This is a genomic window from Nonomuraea sp. NPDC005730 (assembly GCF_040630865.1).
In the GTDB taxonomy this organism is placed as follows: domain Bacteria; phylum Actinomycetota; class Actinomycetes; order Streptosporangiales; family Streptosporangiaceae; genus Nonomuraea.
This window is the reverse complement of sequence record NZ_JBEXYK010000057.1, coordinates 25355-48279: the sequence shown is the minus strand read 5'-3', so window position 1 is coordinate 48279 and position 22925 is coordinate 25355. Positions and strand designations below refer to the sequence as shown.

Genomic DNA, 22925 nt, shown 5'->3' with positions numbered 1-22925 from the left:
CCAGGACCCCGAGGAGAACTCATGTCGCTGTTCGACCTGCCGCTCGACGAGCTCGTCGCCTACCGTCCCGCCGTGCCCTGCCCGGACGACTTCGACGACTTCTGGGCGTCCACCCTCGACGCCCACGCCCCGGCCGCCCCCGTCCTCACACCGGTGGACGCGGGCCTGCCACTGGTGGAGGTGTTCGACGTCACCTTCGCCGGGTACGGCGGCGCCCCCATCCGCTGCTGGCTGGTGCTGCCCGCCGCCACCTCGCCGGTGCCCTGCGTGGTGCAGTACCTGGGTTACGGACGGGGCAGGGGCGAGCCGTACTCGTGGCTGACCTGGCCCGCCGCGGGGTACGCCACGCTCGTCATGGACAGCAGGGGGCAGGGCCTGCTGTCGGCCGAGCACGTCGGCGCCACCCCCGACCCCGCCGGCGCGACCCAGGGCATGCTGACCCACGGCCTGCCCGGCCGCGACGGCTACTACTACCGCAGGCTCTACACCGACGCCGTGCTGGCCGTCGAGGCGGCCCGCGCCCATCCGGCGATCGACCCGGCCCGGATCCTGGTGGCCGGCGGCAGCCAGGGCGGCGGCCTCGCGCTGGCCGTCGCGGGCCTGCGCCGGGACGTGGCGGGCGCGCTCGTCGACGTGCCGTTCCTGTGCCACTTCCGGCGGGGTGTGGAACTGGTCGGCACCGAGCCGTACGCCGAGATCACCCGGTTCTGCGCCGCCAACCGGCACGCCGTGGACCGCGCCTTCGACACCCTGTCCTACTTCGACGGCGTCAACCACGCGGCCAGGGCCACGGCCCCTGCGCTGTTCTCCGTCGGCCTGATGGACCAGACGTGCCCGCCCTCGACGGTCTACGCCGCGTTCAACGCCTACGCCGGGCCCGCCGAGATCGTCGTGCATCCGTTCAACGGGCACGAGGGCGGCGCCTCCACCCGGCTGCGCGGCCAGCTCGCCTGGGCGGAGAAGGTCACCGCGGGCATCCCCCTGCCCTAGGCGGCGTCCGGTCTCACCTGCTCCAGGCCTCGTGGACGGTGGTGATGGCCGAGGAGACGGGCCGGCCGCCGGGCCGCGTGACGGCCGGCCGGCCCGGCACGGGGACGCCGTCCACGGTGATCGAGGCGTGCTCGCACGGGATGATCTGCATCGACAGCCCGTGGCTGACGCCCAGCAGCGGGAAGTCGGCCATCGAGAACGGCCTGGCGTCCAGCGGCCCGGTGATGCTGACCGCCAGGCCGGCCGCGCTGGCGTGCGCGCCCGTGACGGGGTCCACGCGCAGGTCCACGGCGGCCTGCTGCACCCGCGCGACGGGCCAGGACGGCAGCGCGGTGGCCTCGTCGAAGTGCCGGACGAAGTGCTCCTCGATCCACGTCCCGAGCTCCGGGTCGTCGCTCACGACGCGCAGCCCGGCGGGCGTCCACACCACCATCACGGCGCCGGTGCCGTGCGTGGACCAGTCGACCTGCCACAGGGAGGCGTACCCGGTGGGGACGTCGTCGTCGTAGAGGGTGACGTACGGGTTGGCGCCGGCGAGCAGTGGCCGGCGGGTCACGTAGGCGCTCATCGGCGCGCCCTCACTGGTGCTGAGCATGAGCCGATCATGGACGCTCCCACCCCTCGATGGCCAGCCCGCCGCCGCTTCCCGCGCACCTGAGTAGGGCGGTACTCATGCCCTCCCGCCGCCGGCGGCGCACCCTGCAAGGGACGGAACGGCGGAAAGGAGCATGCGATGCGCAAGGGCGTACATCTTCGACGGATCGGCCGCCGGGGGCTGCTGGCCATGATCATGGTCGTGTCGGTCGCCGTGCCCCTGTGGTCGGCGGCGGCCCCGGCCTCCGGGGCCGTGGCGGCCCGCGGGCGCACGCTCGCCGAGCCCTGGTCCTACCTGTTCGAGATCCGCCGGCGCTTCCCCGCGCCGGAGAAATGCGTGGACGTCGACAACGGCTACACCTTCGACGGCGCCAACGTGAAGCAGTGGGAGTGCGTGAACGTCCCGCAGCAGCACTGGCAGTACCAGCGGGTGGCTCCCGGGAGCGAGTGGTTCTTCCTGCGCGCCCAGCACAGCGGCAAGTGCCTGGACGTCGACAACGGCTACACCTTCGACGGCGCCAACGTGAAGCAGTGGCAGTGCGTGAACGTCCCGCAGCAGATGTGGCGCTGGAAGTACGCCTACACCGACGCGTGGTGGAACACCTTCTACTTCCTGGAGAACCAGAAGAGCGGCAAGTGCCTCGACGTCGACCACGGCTGGACGCACAACGGCGCCAACATCCAGCAGTGGACCTGCGACGAGTACGCGGGCCAGCAGTTGTGGTACTTCCGGCCGGTGTGACCCGGCCGTACGGCACCGGCCCGGACCCCTCCGGGCCGGTGCCGCCTCACTGCGCGGCCGGGGCGATGTTGTGGTTGACGCGGAACAGCCGGTCCGGGTCGTACCGGGCCTTGAACGAGGCCAGCTCCGCGGCGGCGTCGTCGTCCAGCTCACGCAGCAGCGCGCTGTGCAGGTGCGCCGAGACCGGGTGACGGGGGTCCTGGTAGATCTCGGTGATCCGGGTGTACGGCATGGCCGCGCAGGCGTCCTTCTCCGGGCCGAGCTCGCGCAACGGCTGCACCAGCCGGGCGCTGCTCACCCGCCTGGCCGACCACCACGGTGCGCCGAGCGGAAGAAGGCCACCGGGATCAGGGTGACCAGGCACAGTCCGAAGGCCCACCAGAAGGCGGTGCCGTAGGCGTGCGCCGGGCCCGCGCCCTGGCGCAGCCCGCTGTCCAGGACGGTCGTGAGGATGGCGGTGCCCAGCGAGCCGCCGAGCCGGTTGACGACGTTCAGCGCGCCGGCGGCGCCCGGCGTCTGTTGCCTGTCGACCGAGGCGTAGGCCGCGGCCATGGTGGGCGCGGAGACGGCGCCGATGCCCAGGCCGTACAGGACCAGGCAGAGGGCCAGCAGCCAGGTGTCCGGACGGGCGGGGGCCTGGGTGAAGGCGAGCAGCCCGGCCAGCGAGAGCACGAGCCCGCCGGTCACGACGGCGCGCGGGCCGTGGCGGTCGGCCAGCCGCCCGGCGGCGAACGAGCCGACCGCGGCCCCGAGCGCCTGCGGGGTGAGCAGCAGGCCCGTCGAGAGCGTGTCGGCGTGCCGGTCGTGCTGGAAGAACAGCGGCAGCAGGATCATGGAGCTGTAGAGCGAGGCCCCGAGCAGGAACAGCGCCACGCAGGCCGCGGTGAAGCCGCCCCTGGCGAACAGCCGTACGTCGATCAGCGGCTGACGGCGGGTGCGCAGCGCGTGCACGAGGTAGCCCGCGACCAGCGCCAGCCCCGCGCCGATCAGCACGGCCGGCGTCCACGCCCCCTCGCGCCCGCCCACCATGGTCAGCCCGTAGACCACCGCCGCCAGGCCGGGGGAGAGCAGCGCCAGGCCGAGAAGGTCGAGCCTGGGCGCGTTGTCGAGCCCGGCCTCGTCCCGGTTCAGGACGCGGGCCGCGACCGGCAGGACGAGCAGGCAGACGGGCAGGTTGAGGTAGAAGATCCAGCGCCAGTCGAGCTGCTGGACGACCAGGCCGCCCACGATCGGCCCGAGCACCGGGGCGAACATGACGGGTATCGTCAGCACGCTCATGGCCCGGCCGATCCTGGACGGCCCGGCCGCCTGGGCCAGGATCGCCTGGCCGACGGGGTTCATCAGCCCGCCGCCGACGGCCTGCACGAGCCGGAACGCGATGAGGGCCGGCAGTGACCAGGCCAGGCCGCACAGGGCCGAACCGGCCGTGAAGACCGCCACGGCGGCCATCCACGTGCGCTTGGCCCCGAACCGCCGGCTCAGCCAGCCCGACAGGGGCATGACCACCGCGATCGCGAGCAGGTAGCCGGCCGCCACCCACTGCACGTCGGTCAGCGACGTACGGAAGTGCGCCGCCATCGCGTCGGCCGCGATGCCCACGGCGGTGGCGTCGATCGTGGCCAGGATCGGGGCCGCGATCAGGACGATCCCCATGCGCAGCAGGTGCGGATCGAGCCGGTCGCGCGCGGCCCCGGCAGCAGAGGTGGTGGTCATCGAACACCCTTAGGATCGATTGACTAGGACGACTCCAAACACTAGGTCCGACCTAATCCCTAGGTCAAACCTAATGAACGCGCGGAAGGGCGGCAGCTCGTGACCGAACGATCCAAGGGCTTGCGGGAGCGCCAGAGACACCAGACCCGGCAGCTCATCTCCGATGTCGCGACCGGCCTGTTCCTGGAGCGCGGCTACGACGACGTCACCATCGCCGACGTCGCGGCCGCCGCCGGCGTGGCCAAGATGACCGTCACGAACCACTTCCCGCTGAAGGAGGACCTCATCCTCGACCGGCACGAGGAGCTGGTCGACGGCCTGGCCGGGGCCGTGTCGCGGCGCGGGCCCGGCGAGTCGGCCCTGGAGGCCGCCCACCGCGACTACGACGAACGGCTGCGCCGCCGCGACGGCGCGATCCCCGACGCGGGCGCCGACTGGCAGCGGATGGTGCGCGACACGCCGGTGCTGCGGGCCCGCCTGCGCCAGCTCCACGACCAGGCCGAGGCCAGGCTCGCCGCCCTCCTGGCCGAGGAGACCGACGACCCCGGCCTCACGCCCCGCCTGGTGGCCGCCGCGCTCGCCGCGGTGGAGCGGCTGCTGTTCGACGAGGCCCAGCGCCGGGTCCTCGCGGGAGAGGGGCCCGACCAGATCTTCGCGGCCCTGGCCCGCATCGCGCGGCAGGCCTACGACCTGCTGCGGCCCGCCATCGGCGACTACGCCCGCCGCGGCGCGGTCAGCGGTTGAGATAGGCGAGGACGGCCAGGACCCGGCGGTTGTCGTCCTCGGACTCGGGCAGCTGGAGCTTGCCGAAGATGCCGGCGATGTGCTTGTTGACCGCGCTGGCGGAGATCACGAGCTGGTGCGCGATCGCCGTGTTGGACCGCCCGGCGGCGATCAGGCTCAGCACCTCCCGCTCGCGCGGGCTCAGCTCGCCGGTGCGGCCACGCGCGTCGCCGCGGGTCAGCAGCTTGGCGATGACCTGCGCGTCCATCGCCGTGCCGCCCCGGCTCACCGAGGTGACCGCGTCGATGAACTGCCCGGTGTTGGCCACCCTGTCCTTCAGCAGGTAGCCGACCGCCCCCGCGCCGTCGGCCAGCAGCTCGCGGGCGTAGAGCTGCTCCACGTACTGCGACAGCACCAGCACCGGGAAGCCGGGCCGGTCGCGGCGCGCCTGGATCGCGGCCTGCAGCCCCTCGTCGGTGAACGACGGCGGCAGCCGCACGTCGACCACCGCCACGTCCGGCCGCTCCTCGGCCAGCGCCTTGCGCAGCGACGGCCCGTTGTCGACGGCGGCCACGACCGTGAAGCCGTGCTCGGTCAGCATGCGGACCAGCGCGTCCCGGATGAGGAACAGGTCCTCGGCGACGACTACTCGGACCTGATCGCGCACGGCACCTCCAGATGCACCCGGGTGGGCCCGCCGGGCGGGCTGTCGACGGCGATCGTCCCGTCGAAGACGGCCAGCCGGCTCTGGATGCCGCGCAGCCCGGTGCCGTCGGCCGGATCGACGCCGCCGCCGCCGTCGTCCACGACGTCGCAGCTCAGTATCCCGTGCCGGTAGCCCAGCGTGATCTGGACCGTCGCGGCGCCGGCGTGCTTGCTGGTGTTGGCGAGCAGCTCGTTGACGGCGAAGTAGACGGCCGACTCCACCGGCGGCGCGGGCCGTCCGGCCAGGTCGGTGGTGACCTCGACGTCGAGCAGGCAGTCAAGCGCCAGGGCCCGGATCGCGTCGGCGAGGCCGCGGTCGGCCAGGACCGGCGGATGCACGCCGCGTACCAGGTCGCGCAGCTCGTCCAGGGCCTTGGAGGAGGACTCGCGGGCCGTGGCCAGCAGGGCGCGGGCCGTCTCCGGGTCCTCGTCGAACAGCCGCTCGGCATGGCCCAGGCCCATGCCCAGGGCGACCAGCCGGGCCTGCGCGCCGTCGTGCAGGTCGCGCTCGATCCTGCGCAGCTCGGCGGCCTGGGCGTCCACGCTGCCGGCGCGCGTCTCCACCAGCGTCTCGACCCGCTGCTCCAGCGCGGCCGTGCGCGACGGCCCGAGCAGCGCGCCGGCCCACCGGGCGCGCAGGCGCAGCAGCCCGGGGCCGAGGTACAGGCCGAGCGCGATCAGCGCGAGCCCGACCGGGATCGCCGCCAGCGCGGCGGCCGTCGAGGTGACGTGGATGACGCCGTAGGCGTTCGCGCCGCCGGCCCGCAGGTTGGCCCGCCATACGAACGGCTGCACTGCCACGCCGTACAGGCCGTAGAGCGGCATGCCGAGCGCCAGCGCGGACGCCCACGTGCCCATGAGCGGGTCGAGGACGCCCCACAGCACGTCCCGCCAGGTCGCCGGGTCCTTCAGCAGCGCGGACGCGTCCGTCCCCGGCCCGTAGGGACGCTCGACGCGCACGCCGAGCCGGCCCGCCAGCCGCCGGGCCGCGCCGGCGACCGTGCGCAGCAGCGACACCGCCGGCGGGAACACCCACCGGCCCACGCCGGCCACCGCCGGCACCGCGCTGATCACGACCAGGACGGCCGCGACGACGCCGGCCACCGACAGCCCGATCATGGCCAGCGCCAGCACCGGCGTCGCGAGTCTCGCCTTCACTCCTCGTCTCCCCGCCGTCCGTGTCGTCCCGTTCCGCGCCCGTGGCATCATCGCACCTTCCTCCGGAAATCCCATGGTCAGCCCCGGTACGCGGCCCGCCGCAGCACGGCGAGCCCGGTCAGCCCGGCCAGGCCGTTGCTGGTCTGCCGGACGAGGCTGTAGCCGAGCACCGCGAGGTACGTCAGCGTGACGCCCCGGATCGGCGGCCAGGCCACCCGGCGTTCCAGCGCGAGGTTGACGATCCCCGCCGCCAGCCAGGCGTGTTTTCGCCGGCCGCCGGCCAGGTGGGGGATCGCCGTGGTTGCGGTGTTTGCCATACCCAGGAGCCTCGCCGATCGCGCGGCGGCCGCCATTGCGGCTGGCTCTCGACTCTCCCTGTAGTTATCTCCACCCCCGGGAGGTCATCCGCCGGGACGGGCCAGCCCCGAGGCGACGATGTCGATGAGCAGGTCGATGATCCTGGGGTGCAGGGCCGGGTCGCCGAGCCGCTCGGCGAACATCGGCACCAGCAGCACGCACTGCAGCACGCCGATGATGACGGCGGGCTCGGCGTCGACCAGCTCGCCCGTGGCCCGGCGGGCGGTGACGTACTCGGTGAGGGCGGCGGCCGGGCTGCCGGACATCGCGGCGACCCGTTCGGGGTCGAGCTTGCGGGCCACCGCCTGCATCTCCTCCGGATGGGTCATCAGCCGGCGCCACAGGGGGTTGACCGACAACTCCTCGACGGTGGCGTGCAGGAACCGGCGCAGCGCCTCGCGCGGGTCGGCGGCGCTCATCAGCGCGCCGTCGATGACCCGGCGCCGCACCTCGCCGGTCTGGCGCAGCATCAGCTCCAGGTACAGCGCCTCCTTGGAGTCGAAGAAGACGTAGAAGCTGCTCTTGGCCACCCCCGTGGGGGCCATCAGCTCCTCCAGGGAGGTCTTGCGCAGCCCCTGGCCGGTGAACAGCTTCTCGCCGTGCGCCAGCAACAGGGCGGTGATGCGGGCCTTCTCCTCTGCGGTGAACGCGGGCGGCATCGGGGACAACCTTCCTGCGAACGATCATGCCGATCAGACGTGCCGATCAGATGTTTTCACGAACCCGCGACGGCGGCGTGGCGCAGGCTCTCCTCGTAGATGGCGACGAAACGGTCGATCTGCCACAGCTGGGAGACGATGATGAGCGTCAGGCCGAAGACGGACGGCCACGGCTCGACGCGGACGAGCCCGTACGCCATGACGCCCAGGCCGGCGGCGGCCGTGGCGTACGGCCTCGTCGTCGAGTCCGAACGTGGCCGCCGCGGCCTGGGTGAGCTTCCTCGTCGCTCCTTGAGGGGGAGCCGCCGGGACCTCCCCGGCGCTCTGCATCCATAAAACCAGATTGGAATTTTGTTTTCAACGCCGCGAGTCCCGGGAGTGGTAGAAAAACGATCATGACCCGAACGTTCCTGCGGCCCGACGACGTGCGCGACCTGGTCGCCGAGCAGTTCGGCGCCGACCGGCGGCCGGCCGCGCTCGACCGGCTGACCGGCGGCAGCAAGAAGGGCGTCTACCGGCTCCGGCTGGACGACGCGGCCAGCGTGATCCTCTACGTCTGGGCGGCCGGCGAGAACTACTGGCCGCCGTCCCCGGCGGTCGAGGACGACCCCTTCACCGACGCGTCGGGAGCGGACCTGTTCGCCGCCGGCCACGCTGCCCTGACCGCGGCGGACGTGCGGGTTCCCCGGCTGCTGGCGCTCGACCCGGACGGACGCCACCTCGGCGCCGCCCTCGCGCTGGTCGAGGACGCGGGCGCCACGACGCTGGAGGCCCTGATGGAACGCGACCCGGCCGCCGCCGCCGGGCCGCTGGCCGCGCTCGGCGACGCCCTGCGCCGCATGCACACCACCCTCGGCCCGTCCTACGGCAAGCTGGCCCACCTGGCCGACGGTCAGGCCCGGCCGTCCCGGCTCGCCGAGGACGTCATCATGGACCGCGCGCTCGCCCATCTCGCCGCCGTCGCCGCCCGCGACGCCCGGATGGGCCGGGCACACGACCGGATCGCCGCCCACGTACGCCTCCTGCGCGACGCGGTCGCCCCCCGCGAACGGTACGGGCTCGTGCACGGCGAACTCGGGCCGGACCACGTGCTGGTCACGCCGGGGGGCGAACCCGTCATGATCGACTTCGAGGGTCTGACCTGCTTCGACGTCGAGTGGGAGCACGCCTGGCTGCGCATGCGCTTCGAGGACGCCTACCCGGCGCTGCGCCCGGTCGCCCTCGACCCCCACCGACTGGAGCTCTACCGGTACGCGCAGGTGCTCTCGCTGATCGAGGGCCCGCTGCGCATCGCCGAGACCGACTTCCCCGACCGGCGCTGGATGCTGGACCTGGCCGAGTGGAACATCGCCAAGGCCCTCGCCGTCCTGTGACGCCGGTCCGTCCGGTCAGCCGTCCAGGGGGAGCGGGGGCAGCGGGAGCGGCAGCCCGGGAAGGCCGTCGATGCTGGTCGCCACGTGCTCCTTCTTGTGGAAGTACGCGTCGAGCGACTCGTCGTCCTCGCGGGCGAAGCGGGAGCCGTGCAGCGGGCGGTCGGCGTCGTAGGTCATGAACGGGACGGCGTACCCGCAGGTGTCGCGGATCAGCCGGGCGGTCACGACGATGATCGCGCGCAGGCCGTGCGGGGCCGGGTCGATGTCGGGGAAGTGCCGCAGCAGCCCGGCCCAGCGGGGGTCGTCGCGGAAGACCGGCTCGCCGTGGCCGTGCACGCGCACGATGTTCGGCGGGCCGTCGAAGGCGCACCACATCAGCGTGACGCGGCCGTTCTCGCGCAGGTGGGCGATGGTCTCGGCGTTGCTGCCGGCGAAGTCGAGGTAGGCCACGGTGTGGTCGTCCAGGACGGCGAACGAGCCCTTCAGGCCCTTGGGCGAGAGGTTGACCGTGCCGTCGCCGGCCAGGGGAGCGGTCGCCGTGAAGAAGATGGGCTGTGACTCGATGAACGTGCGCAACCGGCCGTCGATCCGGTCGTAGGTCTTTCCCATGATCCGGATTATCCCCTTTCGCCGTTTCGCGTAGGGGCGGGGGCCGTCGTTCGCTCGGATGGCAGAATGCCCGGCATGATCGCGAACGAGAGCCCCGAACCGCGTCCCCTGCTCCGGCGTCCCGCCGAGGGCGAGCTCATCGACGTCGCCGGCGTCCGGCACTTCTTCCGGCTGACCGGGGAGCACACGGGGGACCGGTTCGCGTTCGAGGAGTTCACCCTGGACCCGGGCGTCGTCGGGGCGCGCCCGCACGTCCACCACGGCCACGACGAGTACTTCTACGTCCTCGACGGCGAGCTGACCCTGCACGACGGCGCGGGCGAGGTGACGGTGGGCCCCGGCCACCTGCTGGCGGCGACGCGCGGCACCCCGCACGGCTTCAGGAACGCCGGTGACGACACCGTGCGCGCGCTCTGCCTCTACACGCCCTCGGGCTACGAGGGGTACTTCCGCGAGGTGCACGCGGCCGTCGCCGCGGGCGCGCAGATCACCGACGAGCTGCTGGCGGAGTTCCGCTCCCGCTACCGCACCACCTCGCTCTGACCCGCACCACCTCGCTCTGACCTGCCGCCTGACCCACCGCGCCGACGGTCAGGACGCCGCCCGCCGACGGTCAGGACGCCGCCGCGCGGGTGCGCAACCGGCGCAGCATCCGGGCGTCGGCGAAGCCCACCTCGCGCGCGGCGACCTCGGCGGTCGCGCCGCGGCCGAGCAGGTGTCCGGCCCGCTCCAGCCGCAGCGCGGTCTGGTAGGCCAGCGGGGTGAGCCCGGTCGCCCGCCGGAACAGCCGGGTCACCGTGCGCTCGCTGCATCCCACGGCTTCGGCCAGCAGGCTCAGCGGCAGCCGTTCGGTGAACCTGGTCTCGATCAGGTCCTGGAGGCGGTGGACCGTCTCGTCCACGTGCGACCGCCGCCGCAGCAGCGGGCTGACCTGCTCCGCCGTGCCGTCGCGGTGGGCGTGCACGAGCATCGCGCGGGCCACCTGCCCCGCCGCGTACGGCCCGTGCCGGGTGGTCACCAGGTGCAGCGCCACGTCGATGCCGCTGGCTACGCCCGCCGAGGTGACGATCCGGTCGTCCTCGACGTACAGCGCGTCCCTGGCGACGCTCGCCCGCGGATAGAGGCGGGCGAGCTCGTCCTGGACGGTGTGGTGGGTCGTGCACCGGCGGCCGTCGAGCAGCCCGGCCCGGCCCAGCGCGTCGGCCCCCGCGCACACGCTGGCCACCGTGCCGCCCGCCGCGTGGTGTTCACGCAGCCGGCGCAACGTCTCGCCGCTCGCCGGCCGGGCCGGCCCCCGCCAGCCCGGCACGACGATCAGGTCGTCGGGCGTCAGGGACGGCCACGAGGTCCGCGCGTGCAGCGTCAGCCCCTGCACGCTGGCCACCTCGCGCTCCTCGGCGACGTAGTCGATGGTGTACGGCCGGCCGAGGTCGGCGGCGGTGGAGAACACCTGGGCGGGCCCGGCCACGTCGAGGAGGTGCACCCGCGGGATGAGCAGGAAGACGACTCGGGACATGACCGGCTCCTCCTCAGTTCCCGGTGAGCTCGTCCACGGTCCTGATCGTGGCGAAACGACCCGACAGAGCGTATTCGGTACGGGCCAGGATCTCGTCCACGCCGAGCGTGCGCGGGTCCCGCACGAGCTCGTCGAAGGGGACGTCGCCGGGCGCGTCGCGGTGGGGGAGCGGCGTGGTGGCGGTGGCGTCGATGGCGAAGTCGACCTCGAAGCCCAGGTCGGAGGCGAGGCGCGTGGTGGTCTCGCAGCACTGCTCGGTCCGGATGCCGCAGACGGTCAGCCGCCTGACGCCGCGCCGGGTGAGGAACTGGTGGAGGTTGGTGGTGGTGAAGGCGTTGTGCGCCGACTTGGTGAGGATGGGCTCGTCCGGAAGGGGCTCCAGGCCGTCCATCAGCTGGACGAACCCGCGGGCCGGATCGAAGACCGTGCCCGAGCCGGGCCGCGACCCGAGCACCCACACGACCGCGTCCCCGGCCTGCCTGGCGGCCGCGACCAGGCGGTTGACCTGCGGGACGATGTCCGGCCTGGAGGTGTGCCGCCAGTCGGGAAGCTGCAGGAAGGAGTTCTGGACGTCGATGACGACGAGCGCGCTGATCATGCCACTCAGGCTGGCCGGACGAGGGGCCCCGGCGGAAGGCACGACCTGGTCAGCGTGTGGACCGATCCAGTCGGCGCTCCGTGCCGGGCCGATATTCCCCCAGCGTGACACCGTAATCCGCGGGCCCTCGCAAGGGCCGGTGCCGCCTGCCACCATGGAGGCGCCGGTTGATCCGGACGATCTCTGGAGGGGGTGCCATGAGGTGGTGGGAGGGCGACGACGGACGCCATGAAGGCTGGGATGCCGCCGTCTTCCCGGACGGCCGGGTCTCCACCGGCCCGGCCGACGGCGGGGCGAGGGTGCACCTGATCGGCTCCGACGGCCGCATCGGCTACGGCCGCGGCGACGTCGTGGACGGCCGCACCGCGATCGGCTGGCGCGGCCACTGCGCCTGCGGATGGCAGGGGCCGCTGTGGGAACGCGTGGCCCAGACCCGCCACGACTTCGCGGCCCGGCGCATCTACGCGCTGAGCGAATGCCTGCTGTCCGGCGCCGCCCCCGACGACGTGGCCGTCGCGATCCGCGCGGAGTGGGAGACCCACCTCGACCCGCCGAGCCTGGTCGCCGTCCGCCAGGCCGCCGAGGTCGTGCGCCGGGCCCAGGGCCACCTGGACGCCGCCGTGCGCGCGGCCCGTAAGGACGGCCGTTCCTGGACCCGGATCGGCGAGTCGGCCGGCGTCCGCCGCCAGTACGCCCAGGAACGATGGGGGCCCTGACCGGCCGGCTCGTGGGCGCCCGGGGGATCAGGCCGCCGACCGGCGGTAGCGGCCGGGGGCGACGCCGAACTCGCGCTTGAAGGCGTTGCCGAAGGCGAACTCCGACCCGTACCCCACCTGCTCGGCCACCCGCGCCACCGGCGCGTCGGACTCGCGCAGCAGACGGGCCGCGCTCATCAGCCGCCACCACGTCAGGTACGCCAGCGGCGGCTGCCCCACCAGCCCTGTGAAGCGGCGGGCGAAGCCGGCCCTGGACATGCCCGCGTGCGCGCCGAGCGACTCGACGGTCCAGCGGCGGGCCGGGTCGCGGTGGACGGCGTCGAGCGCGCGGCCGACGACGGGGTCGGCCAGCGCGGCGGCCCAGCCGGAGACCGTGCAGGGCTCGTCCTGGGTCTCGAAGTAGGCCCGCAGGACGTACAGCTGCAACATGTCGAGCAGGGACGACACGACGGTGTCCGTGCCGGGCCGCGGGCCGTCGATCTCGGCGGCCAGCAGCTCGACGGCGGCCCGCAGCTCCGGACGGCTGCCGAGCGTCGCGGGCAGGTGGATCACGCCGGGCAACGAGCCCAGGATCGGGTGGGTCCGGTCGAGGTCGAGCCGGTAGCCGCAGGACAGGACCACCGTCTCGGCCCCCGTGCCGCCGAAGCCGGCCGACGCGAACAGCTCCGAGTGCGGCTCGCAGTCGGCCTCGGCCAGCGGGCGGGCGGGATCGTCGGCCAGCCCGAAGTCGTCGCCGTGCGGCAGGAACACCACGTCGCCCACGCTGAGCGCAACGGGCTCGCCGTCCGGCGGGATCAGCCAGCACGACCCGCGCAGCACCACCTGGAAACCCGCCGACCCCGGCACCGAGCGGAACGCCACCCCCCAGGGGGCCCGCCAGGAGATGCGGGAGGAGGTGGGGCGCCCGCACCGCATGAAGGCCATCACGTCGCTCAGCACGTCCATAGGGGTTGAGTCTAAGGGCTGAGACGCTCGCGTATAAATGGGGGATTGCAGCGCATTCAGTATCTCAGCCGTTCTCCCTACGGTTGGTTTCCGTAACCGAACTGAGGGAGAGGGACATGCTCAAGGTAGGCATCATCCTCGGCAGCACCCGTCCTGGCCGCAACGGCGAGGCGGTGGCCCGCTGGGTCCGCGATCTGGCCGCCAAGCGGGGCGACGCCGAGTACCAGCTCATCGACCTGAAGGACTACGACCTGGGCATCCTGGACGAACCCGAGCACCCCGCCATGGGCAACTACCGGCACGAGCACACCAGGCGCTGGTCGGCCACGGTCTCGGCGCTGGACGCGTTCGTGATCGTGACCCCGGAGTACAACAACTCCTACCCGGGCGCGCTCAAGAACGCCCTCGACTTCCTGTACGCGGAGTGGACCAACAAGGCGGCCGGGTTCGTCGGCTACGGCGTGGACGGCGCGCCCCGGGCCATCGCCCACCTGCGGCACGTGCTGGGCCTGCTCAGCGTGGCCACCGTGGCCAACCAGGTCGGGCTGTCGATCCACACCGACTTCGCCGACGGCTTCCGGCCCGCCGCCGCCCACGAGGACCGGCTGAACGCCGTCCTCGACCAGGTCCTCGCCTGGGGCTCGGCACTGCGCCCGCTGAGGGCGGCCTGATCCCGCCACGGTAGCCGCCCGGCGGTCGCCCGGCGGGCGATGGGTAGATTGCGCAGAGTGGAAGACGAGGTGGTCGGCGGCATCCGGGTGCGCGGGGCGCGGGTGCACAACCTGCGGGACGTCGACGTGGCGATCCCGCGCGACGCGCTGGTGGCGTTCACGGGGGTCTCCGGGTCGGGCAAGTCGTCGCTGGCGTTCGGCACGATCTTCGCCGAGTCGCAGCACCGGTACCTGGAGTCGGTCGCGCCCTACGCGCGGCGGCTGCTGCAGCAACTGCCGATGCCCGACGTCGACGACATCACCGGCCTGCCGCCCGCGGTCGCGCTCGGCCAGCGGCGTTCCACGCCGTCCGCGCGGTCCACGGTCGGCACGCTGAGCCGGGTCTCCAACTCGCTGCGCATGCTGATGTCCCGCGCCGGCGCCTACCCGGCGGGCGCGCCGCGCCTGGACTCGGACGCGTTCTCGCCCAACACCGTCGCCGGCGCCTGCCCGCAGTGCCAGGGGCAGGGGGTGTTGCACGAGGTCACCGAGGAGTCGCTGGTGCCCGACCCGTCGCTGAGCATCGCGGAGGGCGCGATCGCCTCGTGGCCGGGCGCCTGGCAGGGCAAGAACCAGCGCGACATCCTGGCGACGCTCGGCTACGACATCCACGCGCCCTGGCGCAGCCTGCCGCGGGAGCAGCGCGACTGGATCCTGTTCACCGACGAGGAGCCGGTGGTCACCGTCCATCCCGTACGCGAGGCGGGCCGGATCCACCGCCCCTACCAGGGCAAGTACGCCAGCGCCCGGCGGCTGGTGCTCAAGGCGTACGCGTCCTCGGCCAGCGAGAAGAGCCGCCTGCGCGCCGAACGGTTCATGACCGCCCGCACCTGCCCGCTCTGCGGCGGGCGGCGGCTGCGTCCCGAGGCGCTGGCGGTCACGTACGCGGGCCGCACCGTCGTCGAGCTGGCCGCGATGCCGATGGGCGAACTGGCCGGCGTGCTCGGCCCGCACCGGGACGAACCAGGACCGGCGGGGGCGCTCACCCGCGACATCCTCGACCGCATCGACGTGCTGGACGAGCTGGGGCTGGGCTACCTGAGCGTCGCCCGGCCCGCGCCGACCCTGTCCAGCGGCGAGCTGCAGCGCATCCGGCTGGCCACCCAGCTGCGCGCCGGGCTGTTCGGCGTCGTGTACGTGCTGGACGAGCCCTCGGCCGGCCTGCACCCCGCCGACTCCGCCGCGCTGTCGGACCTCCTGCGCCGCCTGCGCGACACCGGCAACACCGTCTGCCTGGTCGAGCACGACATGGACGTCGTGCGCCAGGCCGACTGGGTGGTGGACGTCGGCCCCGGCGCGGGCGGCGACGGCGGGCGCGTCCTGTACAGCGGGCCGGTCCCCGGGCTGCGCGAGGTCGACGGGTCGGTGACCCGCCGCTACCTGTTCCACACCGTCGTGCCGGAACGACCGGCGCACCGGCCGGCGGGCCGGCTGGAGCTGCGCGGGCTCACCCGCAACAACCTGCGGGGCGTGGACGTCGACGTGCCGCTGGGCGTGTTCACCGCCGTCACCGGCGTGTCGGGGGCGGGCAAGAGCAGCCTGCTGGCGGCCGTCGCCGAGGCCGCCGCCGGGGAGCGGCGGGTGGTCTGGGTGAACCAGCAGCCCATCGGCCGCACCCCGCGCTCCAACCTGGCCACCTACACCGGCCTGTTCGACACGGTGCGCAAGCTGTTCGCCGCCACCGACGGCGCGCGTTCCCACGGCTACGGCCCGGCCCGGTTCTCCTTCAACGTGCCCGGCGGACGCTGCGAGACCTGCCAGGGCGAGGGATACGTCGCGGTCGAGCTGCTGTTCCTGCCCACGACGTACGCGCCCTGCCCCGACTGCGGCGGCGCCCGCTACAACCCCGACACGCTGCGGGTGACCTACCGCGACCGCACGATCGCCCAGATCCTGGAGATGACGGTCGACGAGGCCACCGGCTTCTTCGGCGACGTCCCCGCCGTACGCCGCCCGCTGGAGACGCTGCACGAGGTCGGGCTCGGCTACCTGCGGCTCGGGCAGCCCGCCACCGAGCTGTCGGGCGGCGAGGCCCAGCGCATCAAGCTCGCCGCCGAGCTGCAGGGCCGCCGCGCCGAGTCCACGATCTACCTGCTCGACGAGCCGTCCACCGGCCTGCACCCGCACGACACCGACGTGCTCATGGACCGGCTGCACGACCTGGTCGGCGGCGGCGGCACGGTCGTGGTCGCCGAGCACGACATGCGGGTGGTGGCGACCGCCGACCACGTCATCGACCTCGGGCCGGGCGGCGGCTCGGCCGGTGGCACGGTGGTGGCCGCGGGCACGCCGGCGCAGGTCGCCGCCAGCCCGCGCAGCCGTACCGCGCCGCACCTGAAGGGCCTGCTGTGATGCGCCGCGCGCTGTACCTGCCGCCGTTCGGGGAGCTGGCCGACCCGCGGGTGCTCGCCGACCTGGCCGCCCGCGCCGAGGACGCCGGGTTCGACGGCGTCTTCCTGTGGGACCACGTCGTGCGCCCGCTGAGCCCCGGGCTGGCCGTCTGCGACGCCTGGACCGCTCTGGCCGCGATCGCCACCGCCACCGAGCGCATCCGGATCGGCACCAGGGTCACCCCGCTGTCGCGGCGCAGGCCGTACGAGGTGGCCAGGCAGGCCGCCGCCCTCGACCACCTCAGCCGCGGGCGGATGGTGCTCGGCGTCGGGCTGGGCTCGGACAACGGCGGGGAGCTGAGCAGGCTCGGCGAGACCGGCGACCCCCGCGTCCGGGCGGAGATGCTCGACGAGGGCCTCGACGTCATCTGCCGGCTCTGGACCGGCCTGCCCGTCCGCCACCGGGGCCGCCACTACCGCGTCGACGACCTGGCGTTCCAGCCCCAGCCCGTGCAGCGGCCGCGGATCCCCGTCTGGGTCGCCGCCCAGTCGGTCAAGCAGGGCCCGCTCCGCCGCGCCGCCCGCTTCGACGGTCTCTGTCCAGAGACCACCCCGGTCGGGCTGCGGGAGATGCTGGCCGTCGTCGCCGAGCACCGAGGGGGGCTCGAGGGCTTCGAGGTCGCGGTCGGCGTCCCGCCCGGGGTGCATCCCGGCCCCTACGAGGACGCGGGCGCGACCTGGTGGCTCATCGAGTTTCCCGAGGTCAGCAGCGTCGAGCAGGTGATGGCGGCGATGATCTGAGGCGTTTGGGCGGTGACGGCGGCGGGGTAGGCCAGTCATCGCCCGCCCGAGGTGCGCCGACACCCGGCCGGCGGCCCGCGCGAGTGAGGAGCGAGCTGATGCGTCCGACCGGGCATCCCGAGAGCGGCGGCCTGCGCAGCCAGGCCTGGTGGGACAACGCCGGCAATCCGGAGATGACGGCTCTCTACCTCGAACGTTTCCTCAACTTCGGGCTGACCCCGAAGGAGCTCCAGTCCGGCCGGCCGATCATCGGCATCGCCCAGACGGGCAGCGACCTCGTGCCCTGCAACCGCCACCACCTCGCCCTGGCCGACCGGGTCAGGGACGGCATCCGCGACGGCGGCGGCATCCCGCTGGAGTTCCCCGTCCATCCGCTGCAGGAGACCGGCAAACGCCCGACCGCCGCCCTCGACCGCAACCTCGCCTACCTCGGGCTGGTCGAGGTGCTCTACGGATATCCGCTCGACGGGGTCGTCCTGACGACGGGCTGCGACAAGACCACGCCCGCGTGCCTGGCCGCGGCGGCGACGGTGAACCTCCCGGCGATCGTCCTGTCCGGCGGGCCGATGCTCAACGGCTACCACCAGGGCAAGCGCATGGCCGCGTCGGGGTCGGGGCTGGTGATCTGGCAGTCGAAGCGGCTGCTGGCCACCGGCGAGATCGACTACGACGAGTTCATGGCGCGCGTGGCCGCCTCCGCGCCCAGCATCGGCCACTGCAACACCATGGGCACCGCCCTGTCGATGAACAGCCTGGCCGAGGCGCTCGGCATGTCGCTGCCGTGCTGCGCGGCGATCCCGGCGCCCTACCGCCGCCGGGCGCAGATGGCCTACGACACGGGCCTGCGGGCGGTGCAGCTGGTCCACGAGGACCTCACCCCGCGCAAGATCATGACCATGCGGTCCTTCGAGAACGCGATCGTCGTCGCCTCGGCCATCGCCGCCTCCACCAACGTGCCCATCCACGTCAACGCCATCGCCCGGCACGCCGGGGTGCCGCTGACGATCCACGACTGGCAGCGCGTCGGAGCCGACGTCCCGGTGCTGGCCGACGTCGCCCCCGCCGGCGAGTTCCTGGGCGAGGACTTCTACCGCGCGGGAGGCGTGCCCGCCGTCATGCGGACGCTGCTGGCGGCCGGGCGGCTGCACGGCGAGGCCATGACCGTCTCCGGCCGTACCGTGGCCGAGAACCTGGCCGACGCCCCGCCCGCCGACCCGGAGGTCATCCGCCCCTACGACGACCCGCTCGCCGCGCGCGGCGGGCTGCTCATCATGACGGGCAACCTGTTCGACTCCGCGGTCATGAAGACCTCGGTCCTCGGCGAGGAGTTCCGCACGGCCCGCGACTACCGCGCGATCGTCTTCGAGGGGCCCGAGGACTACCACGCCCGCATCCAGGATCCGGAGCTCGGCGTGGACGACAGCTGCATCCTCGTCATCCGCTACACCGGGCCGATCGGCTACCCGGGGTCGGCCGAGGTGGTGAACATGGAGGTGCCGGCCGCGCTGCTGCGGCTGGGCGTCACCACGGTGCCCACGCTCGGCGACGGCCGCCAGAGCGGCACCTCCGACGCGCCGTCCATCCTCAACGCCAGCCCCGAGGCCGCCGCCGGGGGCAACCTCGCCATCCTGCGCACCGGCGACCTCGTGCGCGTCGACGTGGACAACGCGCGCGTCGACGTGCTGCTGACGGAGGAGGAGATCGCCGGACGCTGGGCCCGCCACACGCCGCCGGCGCTGGAGAACCAGACGCCGTGGCAGGAGATCTACCGCGCCACGGTCGGGCAGCTCGACGGCGGGGGATGCCTGGAGCTGGCCCTGTCGTACCAGGACCTCGTACACACCAAGGGGATTCCCCGTGACTCGCACTGACGCCAGAGGCACCGTCATGATCGCCGACTCCGACTTCGGCGACGTGGACATCGAACGCGCGATCGTCGAGGGCGCCGGGTTCGAGCTCCGCGCCGAGCAGTGCAAGAGCGAGGACGAGGTGATCGAGAAGGGCCGGGACGCCGACGGCGTCCTGACCCAGTACGCCCGGATCGGCTCCCGCGCCGTCGACGCCCTCACCCGCTGCCGGGTGATCGCCCGCTACGGCACGGGCGTGGACATCGTCGACGTCGAGGCCGCGACCAGGCGCGGCATCCAGGTCACCAACGCGCCGAACGAGTGGTGCGCCGAGGAGGTCGCCGACCACGCCGTCGCGCTCTGGCTGGCCGCCGCCCGCAAGATCTGCGAGTACGACCGCGCCACCCGGCGCGGCGTGTGGCGCTGGCAGACCGGCGAGCCGATCCGGCGGCTGCGCGGCCGGGTGTTCGGGCTGCTGTCCTTCGGCGCCATCGCCCAGCTCATCGCCGCACGCGTGCGGCCCTTCGGCGTCGAGGTCTGGGCGCACGACCCCTTCCAGGACGACTCCGAGCTCCTGTCCCGCCACGTGCGGCCGGTGTCGTTCGACGAGCTCGTGGCGGGCGCCGACTACCTGGTGATCCAGGCGCCGCTCACCTCGGGGACGCACCACGCCTTCGACCGCGCGACGCTGCGCAGGATGAAGCCGGGCGCGGTCCTCGTCAACACCGCGCGCGGCCCGATCGTGCAGGACGAGGCGCTGCACCAGGCGATCGCCGAGGGGTGGATCGCCGGCGCGGCCCTGGACGACCTGGAGGAGGAGCCGGCCAAGCAGCGCGACTGGCGTCCGGACAACCCGCTGTTCACGCTGCCCGGCGTGATCGTCACCCCGCACGCCGCCTACTACTCCGAGCAGGCGGTCGAGACGGTGCGGCGGTTCGCCGCGGAGGAGGCCGTACGGGTCCTGACCGGGCAGGCGCCCCGCAGCCCCGTGAACGACGTGACGGCCCGGCCCTGACGGGCGGTCGTGTGGTCCCGGCGCCGTAGCCGCGCGGGGACGTACGACGCCGGGAGTAGCGCCGACCGTCTCCGGCCGTACGACGACGGCGGTGGGCACGGGCGGCGAGGATCGGGACGGCAACCACCCCACTCCCTCAAGGACGCTTCATGGGCATCACCTGCGAGCGCGACCTCGCCGACTTCCTGACCACCTACACCCGGGACCTGGCCGTCTCCCCCGAGGAGCCCGCCACGATCATCGACCGCTACTTCGTGCCGGACTTCGAGTACTGCAACGACGGGCTCGTGATCGATCGGCAGCGCATGATCGATCATGTCGGCCCCGTCCGGCGGAACGTCGACACGGAGGCCATGGCCGCCGGCGACCGGGCCGGTGTCGAGATCCACGAGACGCTGGTCTCGGCCGACCGGATCGCCGCTCGCTGGACCCTGCGCACCAAGCTGCGCAAGGGCAGGACCTTCGCGGCGGAGATCTTCATGTTCGGCCGCCTGGCCCCGGACGGCCGCATCCGCCGGATCGACCAGACCACCAGGCAGCTGGACGAAGCCGGGTAGCCGCGAGTCCGGAAGCGGTTCAGTCCTTCCGGCGGCCGGCCCGCCATTCCGGGGCGAGCACGGACCAGACCTCGACGTCGTGCCGTACGCCCCGCAGGGGGTAGCTCTCGCGCAGGACGCCGTCCTTGCTCATCCCGAGCCGCCGGGCCACGGCGATGCTGGCGGTGTTGCCCGCCGCGGCCTGCCACTCCACGCGGTGGATGCCGCGTTCCTCGACGGCCCAGTCGATGATCACGCGGATGGCCCTGGTCACCAGGCCCTTGCCCGCCGCCGACGGCTCCAGCCAGCAGCCCGCCTCGGCGGTGCCCTGCCGGACGTCCATCGTCCGGAACAACACGCCGCCGACCAGCCTGCCGCCGGTCCAGATGCCGTAGATCCGCCCGGTGTCGGCCGCGGCCTTGTCCGCGTACGCCTGCAGCACCGACCTGGCGGACCCCACGTCGGCGACGAGGTCGGGCAGGGAGATGAACCGTCCGATGAACTCGCGTCCGCGGTCCATGTGGCTCAGGAACTCCTCGGCCCGCCAGGGCTCCAGCGGACGCAGCTCCGCGCCGTCATCGCCCAGGGAGATCGCGAACATTACTGCCTTTCCGTCCCGGATTCACCCGTCTTGCGGGGAAATCCTCTCACGGGCGGCCCGCAGCGTTGATCTCGGCGGACGGGCACATGGTGACCACCGGCCGCGTGCTCGCGCGCACCCCGGAGGCCGCCGGGGTGCGCCTCCGGCACCAGGTCGAGCTTGTGCGGTCACCAGGTCACGGGAAGTTCGTACACCCCGTACACCTGGCCGTCGTGCTTGAAGGGGATCTTCTCGAACTCGGTGGCCAGGGCGAGGGTGGGGATGCGCTTGTAGAGCGTTCCGTAGGCGACCTGCAGTTCCAGCCGGGCCAGGGGCTGGCCCAGGCACTGGTGGACGCCGAAGCCGAAGGCCACGTGCCGGCGGGCGTCGCGGCGCACGTCGAGTTCGTCAGGGGCGGGGAAGATCTCGGGGTCGCGGTTGCCGATGTCGTTGGCCACGATGATGCCCTCGCCCGCGCGGATGATCTGGCCGCCGACCTCGATGTCCTCCTTGGCCACCCGGCGGCGTCCGCCGTGGGTGATGTTCAGGTAGCGCAGCAGCTCCTCCACCGCGCCCGCGATCAGCGCAGGGTCGTCGCTCCCGCGCAGCAGGGCGAGCTGGCCGGGATGGCGGAGCAGCGCGAGAGTGCCGAGGGCGATCATGTTGGCGGTGGTCTCGTGGCCGGCCACCAGCAGCAGCACGCCCATCTGGGCCGCCTCCTGCCTGGTCAGCTCACCCGCCGTGACCCGGGCGGCCACCTGCGACAGCAGGTCGTCGCCGGGGCGGACGAGCTTGTCGCCGACCAGCCCGTCCAGGTACTGCCTCAGACGCCCGCCCGCGGCCGCCCGGTCCTCGGCCGACACGTCCCGCTTGACGATGATCTGGCTGTTGTCCTGGAAGAAGCCGTGGTCGGCGTACGGGACGCCGAGCAGCTCGCAGATCACCAGCGACGGCACCGGCAGCGCGAACGCCTCCACCAGGTCCACCGGCCTCGGCCCGGCCAGCAGGTCGTCGATGAGGCGGTCGACGATGCGCTGCACGGCCGGGCGCATGGTCTCGACCCGTTTGACGGTGAAGGCCCCCTGCACCATGCGGCGCAGCCGGTGGTGCTCGGGGTCGTCCATGAAGACGAAGCTGATCGTGCTGTCGGGCCGGTCGGGCGCCAGGATCGGCAACGGGTAGCCGGGCCGGGTGACGTCGGAGCTGACCTGCGGATGGCTCAGCACCGCCTTCTGCTCGGCGTAGCCGGTGACCAGCCACACGGTGCCGCCGTCGCGCAGCCGTGCCCGGGTCAGCGGCGCGTCCTGCCGGAGCGCCTGCAGGGCCGGCGGCGGGTCGAACGGGCACGCCGCCGCCCTGACGCCGGGGAACTCGGGCAACGTGCCGGACATGTCCTGATCCGGAATGGCCGTCATGACGGTGTTCCTTCCGCTCGCCGGGCCCGGACGCGCTCGTCGACTTCCGGCCTGACGCGTCCAGTAACCGACGCGCGCCCCCGTAAGTCAAGCGACTGCTTCGACGGACCCATGGACGGGTCCTCCGGACGGCACCACCACGCTTCACGGAGGTCACCACGGCGGCGGACGGGCGCCAAGGTCGTCGGCCCGGACGGCGCCGTCACCTCAAGGAACGTGGCGAAGTCGGTCCCCGCCGCCGACGGGTCGTTCAGCTTCCCGACACGCCGGCCGTGGCCGGTGCACACACCTGC

The 22925-nt window shown here is 73.3% G+C and carries 26 protein-coding genes; 12 read left to right on the top strand and 14 right to left on the bottom strand.

Going from position 1 to position 22925, the window contains the following annotated elements:
* The first annotated feature begins 21 nt into the window (after window positions 1–21).
* Window positions 22–990 carry an acetylxylan esterase gene (locus ABZ444_RS40295; RefSeq protein WP_358008993.1) on the top strand — a complete coding sequence of 323 codons (969 nt, stop codon included), beginning with the start codon at window positions 22–24 and terminating at the stop codon, window positions 988–990.
* A gap of 13 nt (window positions 991–1003) precedes the next feature.
* Here ABZ444_RS40295 and ABZ444_RS40290 read toward each other — a convergent pair whose 3' ends face one another.
* Window positions 1004–1585 carry a hypothetical protein gene (locus ABZ444_RS40290; protein ID WP_358008991.1) on the bottom strand — a complete coding sequence of 194 codons (582 nt, stop codon included), beginning with the start codon at window positions 1583–1585 and terminating at the stop codon, window positions 1004–1006.
* A gap of 138 nt (window positions 1586–1723) precedes the next feature.
* Between ABZ444_RS40290 and ABZ444_RS40285 the strand changes: the two genes are divergently transcribed.
* Window positions 1724–2326, top strand: coding sequence for an RICIN domain-containing protein (locus tag ABZ444_RS40285; RefSeq protein WP_358008989.1), 603 nt, complete (start codon window positions 1724–1726; stop codon window positions 2324–2326).
* Between the two features lie 46 nt (window positions 2327–2372).
* On the opposite strand, the gene ABZ444_RS40280 is transcribed toward ABZ444_RS40285, so the two are convergent.
* Together ABZ444_RS40280 and ABZ444_RS40275 are read right to left on the bottom strand one after the other, a co-directional pair.
* Window positions 2373–2624, bottom strand: a complete 252-nt coding sequence (locus tag ABZ444_RS40280) for a BBE domain-containing protein (protein ID WP_358008987.1) — start codon at window positions 2622–2624, stop codon at window positions 2373–2375.
* Window positions 2621–4039, bottom strand: a complete 1419-nt coding sequence (locus tag ABZ444_RS40275) for an MDR family MFS transporter (protein WP_358008985.1) — start codon at window positions 4037–4039, stop codon at window positions 2621–2623. Before ABZ444_RS40275 ends, ABZ444_RS40280 begins: the two co-directional genes overlap by 4 nt.
* A gap of 99 nt (window positions 4040–4138) precedes the next feature.
* On the opposite strand from ABZ444_RS40275, the gene ABZ444_RS40270 reads away from it, so the two are divergent.
* Window positions 4139–4783, top strand: coding sequence for a TetR family transcriptional regulator (locus tag ABZ444_RS40270; protein WP_358008983.1), 645 nt, complete (start codon window positions 4139–4141; stop codon window positions 4781–4783).
* Here ABZ444_RS40270 and ABZ444_RS40265 read toward each other — a convergent pair.
* From ABZ444_RS40265 to ABZ444_RS40245, 5 genes are all read right to left on the bottom strand, one after another.
* A complete protein-coding gene (locus ABZ444_RS40265) occupies window positions 4773–5363 on the bottom strand; it encodes a response regulator transcription factor (protein WP_358009036.1) in 591 nt (196 codons plus the stop codon). The genes ABZ444_RS40270 and ABZ444_RS40265 overlap by 11 nt on opposite strands.
* Before the next feature lie 44 nt (window positions 5364–5407).
* Window positions 5408–6625: a histidine kinase gene (locus tag ABZ444_RS40260; protein WP_358008981.1), complete on the bottom strand. Its 1218-nt coding sequence runs from the start codon at window positions 6623–6625 to the stop codon at window positions 5408–5410.
* A 77-nt stretch (window positions 6626–6702) separates the two neighbouring features.
* On the bottom strand, window positions 6703–6942 hold the full coding sequence (locus tag ABZ444_RS40255; protein ID WP_358008980.1) for a hypothetical protein: 240 nt from the start codon (window positions 6940–6942) through the stop codon (window positions 6703–6705).
* A gap of 84 nt (window positions 6943–7026) precedes the next feature.
* Complete coding sequence (locus ABZ444_RS40250) at window positions 7027–7641, bottom strand: TetR/AcrR family transcriptional regulator (protein WP_358008978.1); 615 nt, start codon at window positions 7639–7641, stop codon at window positions 7027–7029.
* Window positions 7642–7697: 56 nt separating this feature from the next.
* Window positions 7698–7985: a DUF6653 family protein gene (locus ABZ444_RS40245; protein ID WP_358009034.1), complete on the bottom strand. Its 288-nt coding sequence runs from the start codon at window positions 7983–7985 to the stop codon at window positions 7698–7700.
* 51 nt (window positions 7986–8036) lie between these two features.
* On the opposite strand from ABZ444_RS40245, the gene ABZ444_RS40240 reads away from it, so the two are divergent.
* Window positions 8037–9014, top strand: a complete 978-nt coding sequence (locus ABZ444_RS40240) for a phosphotransferase (RefSeq protein ID WP_358009038.1) — start codon at window positions 8037–8039, stop codon at window positions 9012–9014.
* A gap of 15 nt (window positions 9015–9029) precedes the next feature.
* Here ABZ444_RS40240 and ABZ444_RS40235 read toward each other — a convergent pair whose 3' ends face one another.
* Entirely contained in the window at window positions 9030–9623 is a 594-nt protein-coding gene (locus ABZ444_RS40235; protein ID WP_358008976.1) for a pyridoxamine 5'-phosphate oxidase family protein, read from the bottom strand.
* A gap of 75 nt (window positions 9624–9698) precedes the next feature.
* Between ABZ444_RS40235 and ABZ444_RS40230 the strand changes: the two genes are divergently transcribed.
* On the top strand, window positions 9699–10166 hold the full coding sequence (locus ABZ444_RS40230; protein WP_358008974.1) for a cupin domain-containing protein: 468 nt from the start codon (window positions 9699–9701) through the stop codon (window positions 10164–10166).
* A gap of 70 nt (window positions 10167–10236) precedes the next feature.
* On the opposite strand, the gene ABZ444_RS40225 is transcribed toward ABZ444_RS40230, so the two are convergent.
* Both ABZ444_RS40225 and ABZ444_RS40220 read right to left on the bottom strand, forming a co-directional pair.
* Window positions 10237–11139, bottom strand: a complete 903-nt coding sequence (locus ABZ444_RS40225) for a DJ-1/PfpI family protein (protein ID WP_358008972.1) — start codon at window positions 11137–11139, stop codon at window positions 10237–10239.
* A gap of 13 nt (window positions 11140–11152) precedes the next feature.
* Window positions 11153–11737, bottom strand: coding sequence for an isochorismatase family protein (locus ABZ444_RS40220; RefSeq protein WP_358008970.1), 585 nt, complete (start codon window positions 11735–11737; stop codon window positions 11153–11155).
* A 197-nt stretch (window positions 11738–11934) separates the two neighbouring features.
* Here ABZ444_RS40220 and ABZ444_RS40215 point away from each other — a divergent pair, with 197 nt between their 5' ends.
* Window positions 11935–12453 (top strand): hypothetical protein, encoded by a 519-nt coding sequence (locus ABZ444_RS40215; RefSeq protein WP_358008968.1) that lies wholly within the window; start codon window positions 11935–11937, stop codon window positions 12451–12453.
* Between the two features lie 27 nt (window positions 12454–12480).
* On the opposite strand, the gene ABZ444_RS40210 is transcribed toward ABZ444_RS40215, so the two are convergent.
* Window positions 12481–13398 carry an AraC family transcriptional regulator gene (locus tag ABZ444_RS40210; RefSeq protein ID WP_358008966.1) on the bottom strand — a complete coding sequence of 306 codons (918 nt, stop codon included), beginning with the start codon at window positions 13396–13398 and terminating at the stop codon, window positions 12481–12483.
* 116 nt (window positions 13399–13514) lie between these two features.
* Here ABZ444_RS40210 and ABZ444_RS40205 point away from each other — a divergent pair, with 116 nt between their 5' ends.
* The 6 genes from ABZ444_RS40205 to ABZ444_RS40180 all read left to right on the top strand — a co-directional run bounded on the left by ABZ444_RS40205 (window position 13515) and on the right by ABZ444_RS40180 (window position 20658).
* Complete coding sequence (locus tag ABZ444_RS40205; protein WP_358008964.1) at window positions 13515–14069, top strand: NAD(P)H-dependent oxidoreductase; 555 nt, start codon at window positions 13515–13517, stop codon at window positions 14067–14069.
* A 39-nt stretch (window positions 14070–14108) separates the two neighbouring features.
* Window positions 14109–16460 (top strand): excinuclease ABC subunit UvrA, encoded by a 2352-nt coding sequence (locus ABZ444_RS40200; RefSeq protein WP_358008962.1) that lies wholly within the window; start codon window positions 14109–14111, stop codon window positions 16458–16460.
* A complete protein-coding gene (locus ABZ444_RS40195) occupies window positions 16460–17239 on the top strand; it encodes an LLM class flavin-dependent oxidoreductase (RefSeq protein ID WP_358008960.1) in 780 nt (259 codons plus the stop codon). Before ABZ444_RS40200 ends, ABZ444_RS40195 begins: the two co-directional genes overlap by 1 nt.
* Before the next feature lie 98 nt (window positions 17240–17337).
* A complete protein-coding gene (locus ABZ444_RS40190; protein ID WP_358008958.1) occupies window positions 17338–19110 on the top strand; it encodes an IlvD/Edd family dehydratase in 1773 nt (590 codons plus the stop codon).
* Window positions 19097–20101 carry a C-terminal binding protein gene (locus ABZ444_RS40185; protein WP_358008956.1) on the top strand — a complete coding sequence of 335 codons (1005 nt, stop codon included), beginning with the start codon at window positions 19097–19099 and terminating at the stop codon, window positions 20099–20101. The genes ABZ444_RS40190 and ABZ444_RS40185 overlap by 14 nt, the downstream gene beginning before the upstream one ends.
* A gap of 149 nt (window positions 20102–20250) precedes the next feature.
* A complete protein-coding gene (locus tag ABZ444_RS40180) occupies window positions 20251–20658 on the top strand; it encodes a nuclear transport factor 2 family protein (protein ID WP_358008954.1) in 408 nt (135 codons plus the stop codon).
* A 19-nt stretch (window positions 20659–20677) separates the two neighbouring features.
* Here ABZ444_RS40180 and ABZ444_RS40175 read toward each other — a convergent pair whose 3' ends face one another.
* The gene (locus ABZ444_RS40175; RefSeq protein ID WP_358008952.1) at window positions 20678–21238 is read right to left on the bottom strand and encodes a GNAT family protein; all 561 of its coding nucleotides are present in this window, start codon (window positions 21236–21238) and stop codon (window positions 20678–20680) included.
* A gap of 167 nt (window positions 21239–21405) precedes the next feature.
* On the bottom strand, window positions 21406–22632 hold the full coding sequence (locus tag ABZ444_RS40170; RefSeq protein ID WP_358008950.1) for a cytochrome P450: 1227 nt from the start codon (window positions 22630–22632) through the stop codon (window positions 21406–21408).
* Between the last annotated feature and the right edge of the window lie 293 nt (window positions 22633–22925).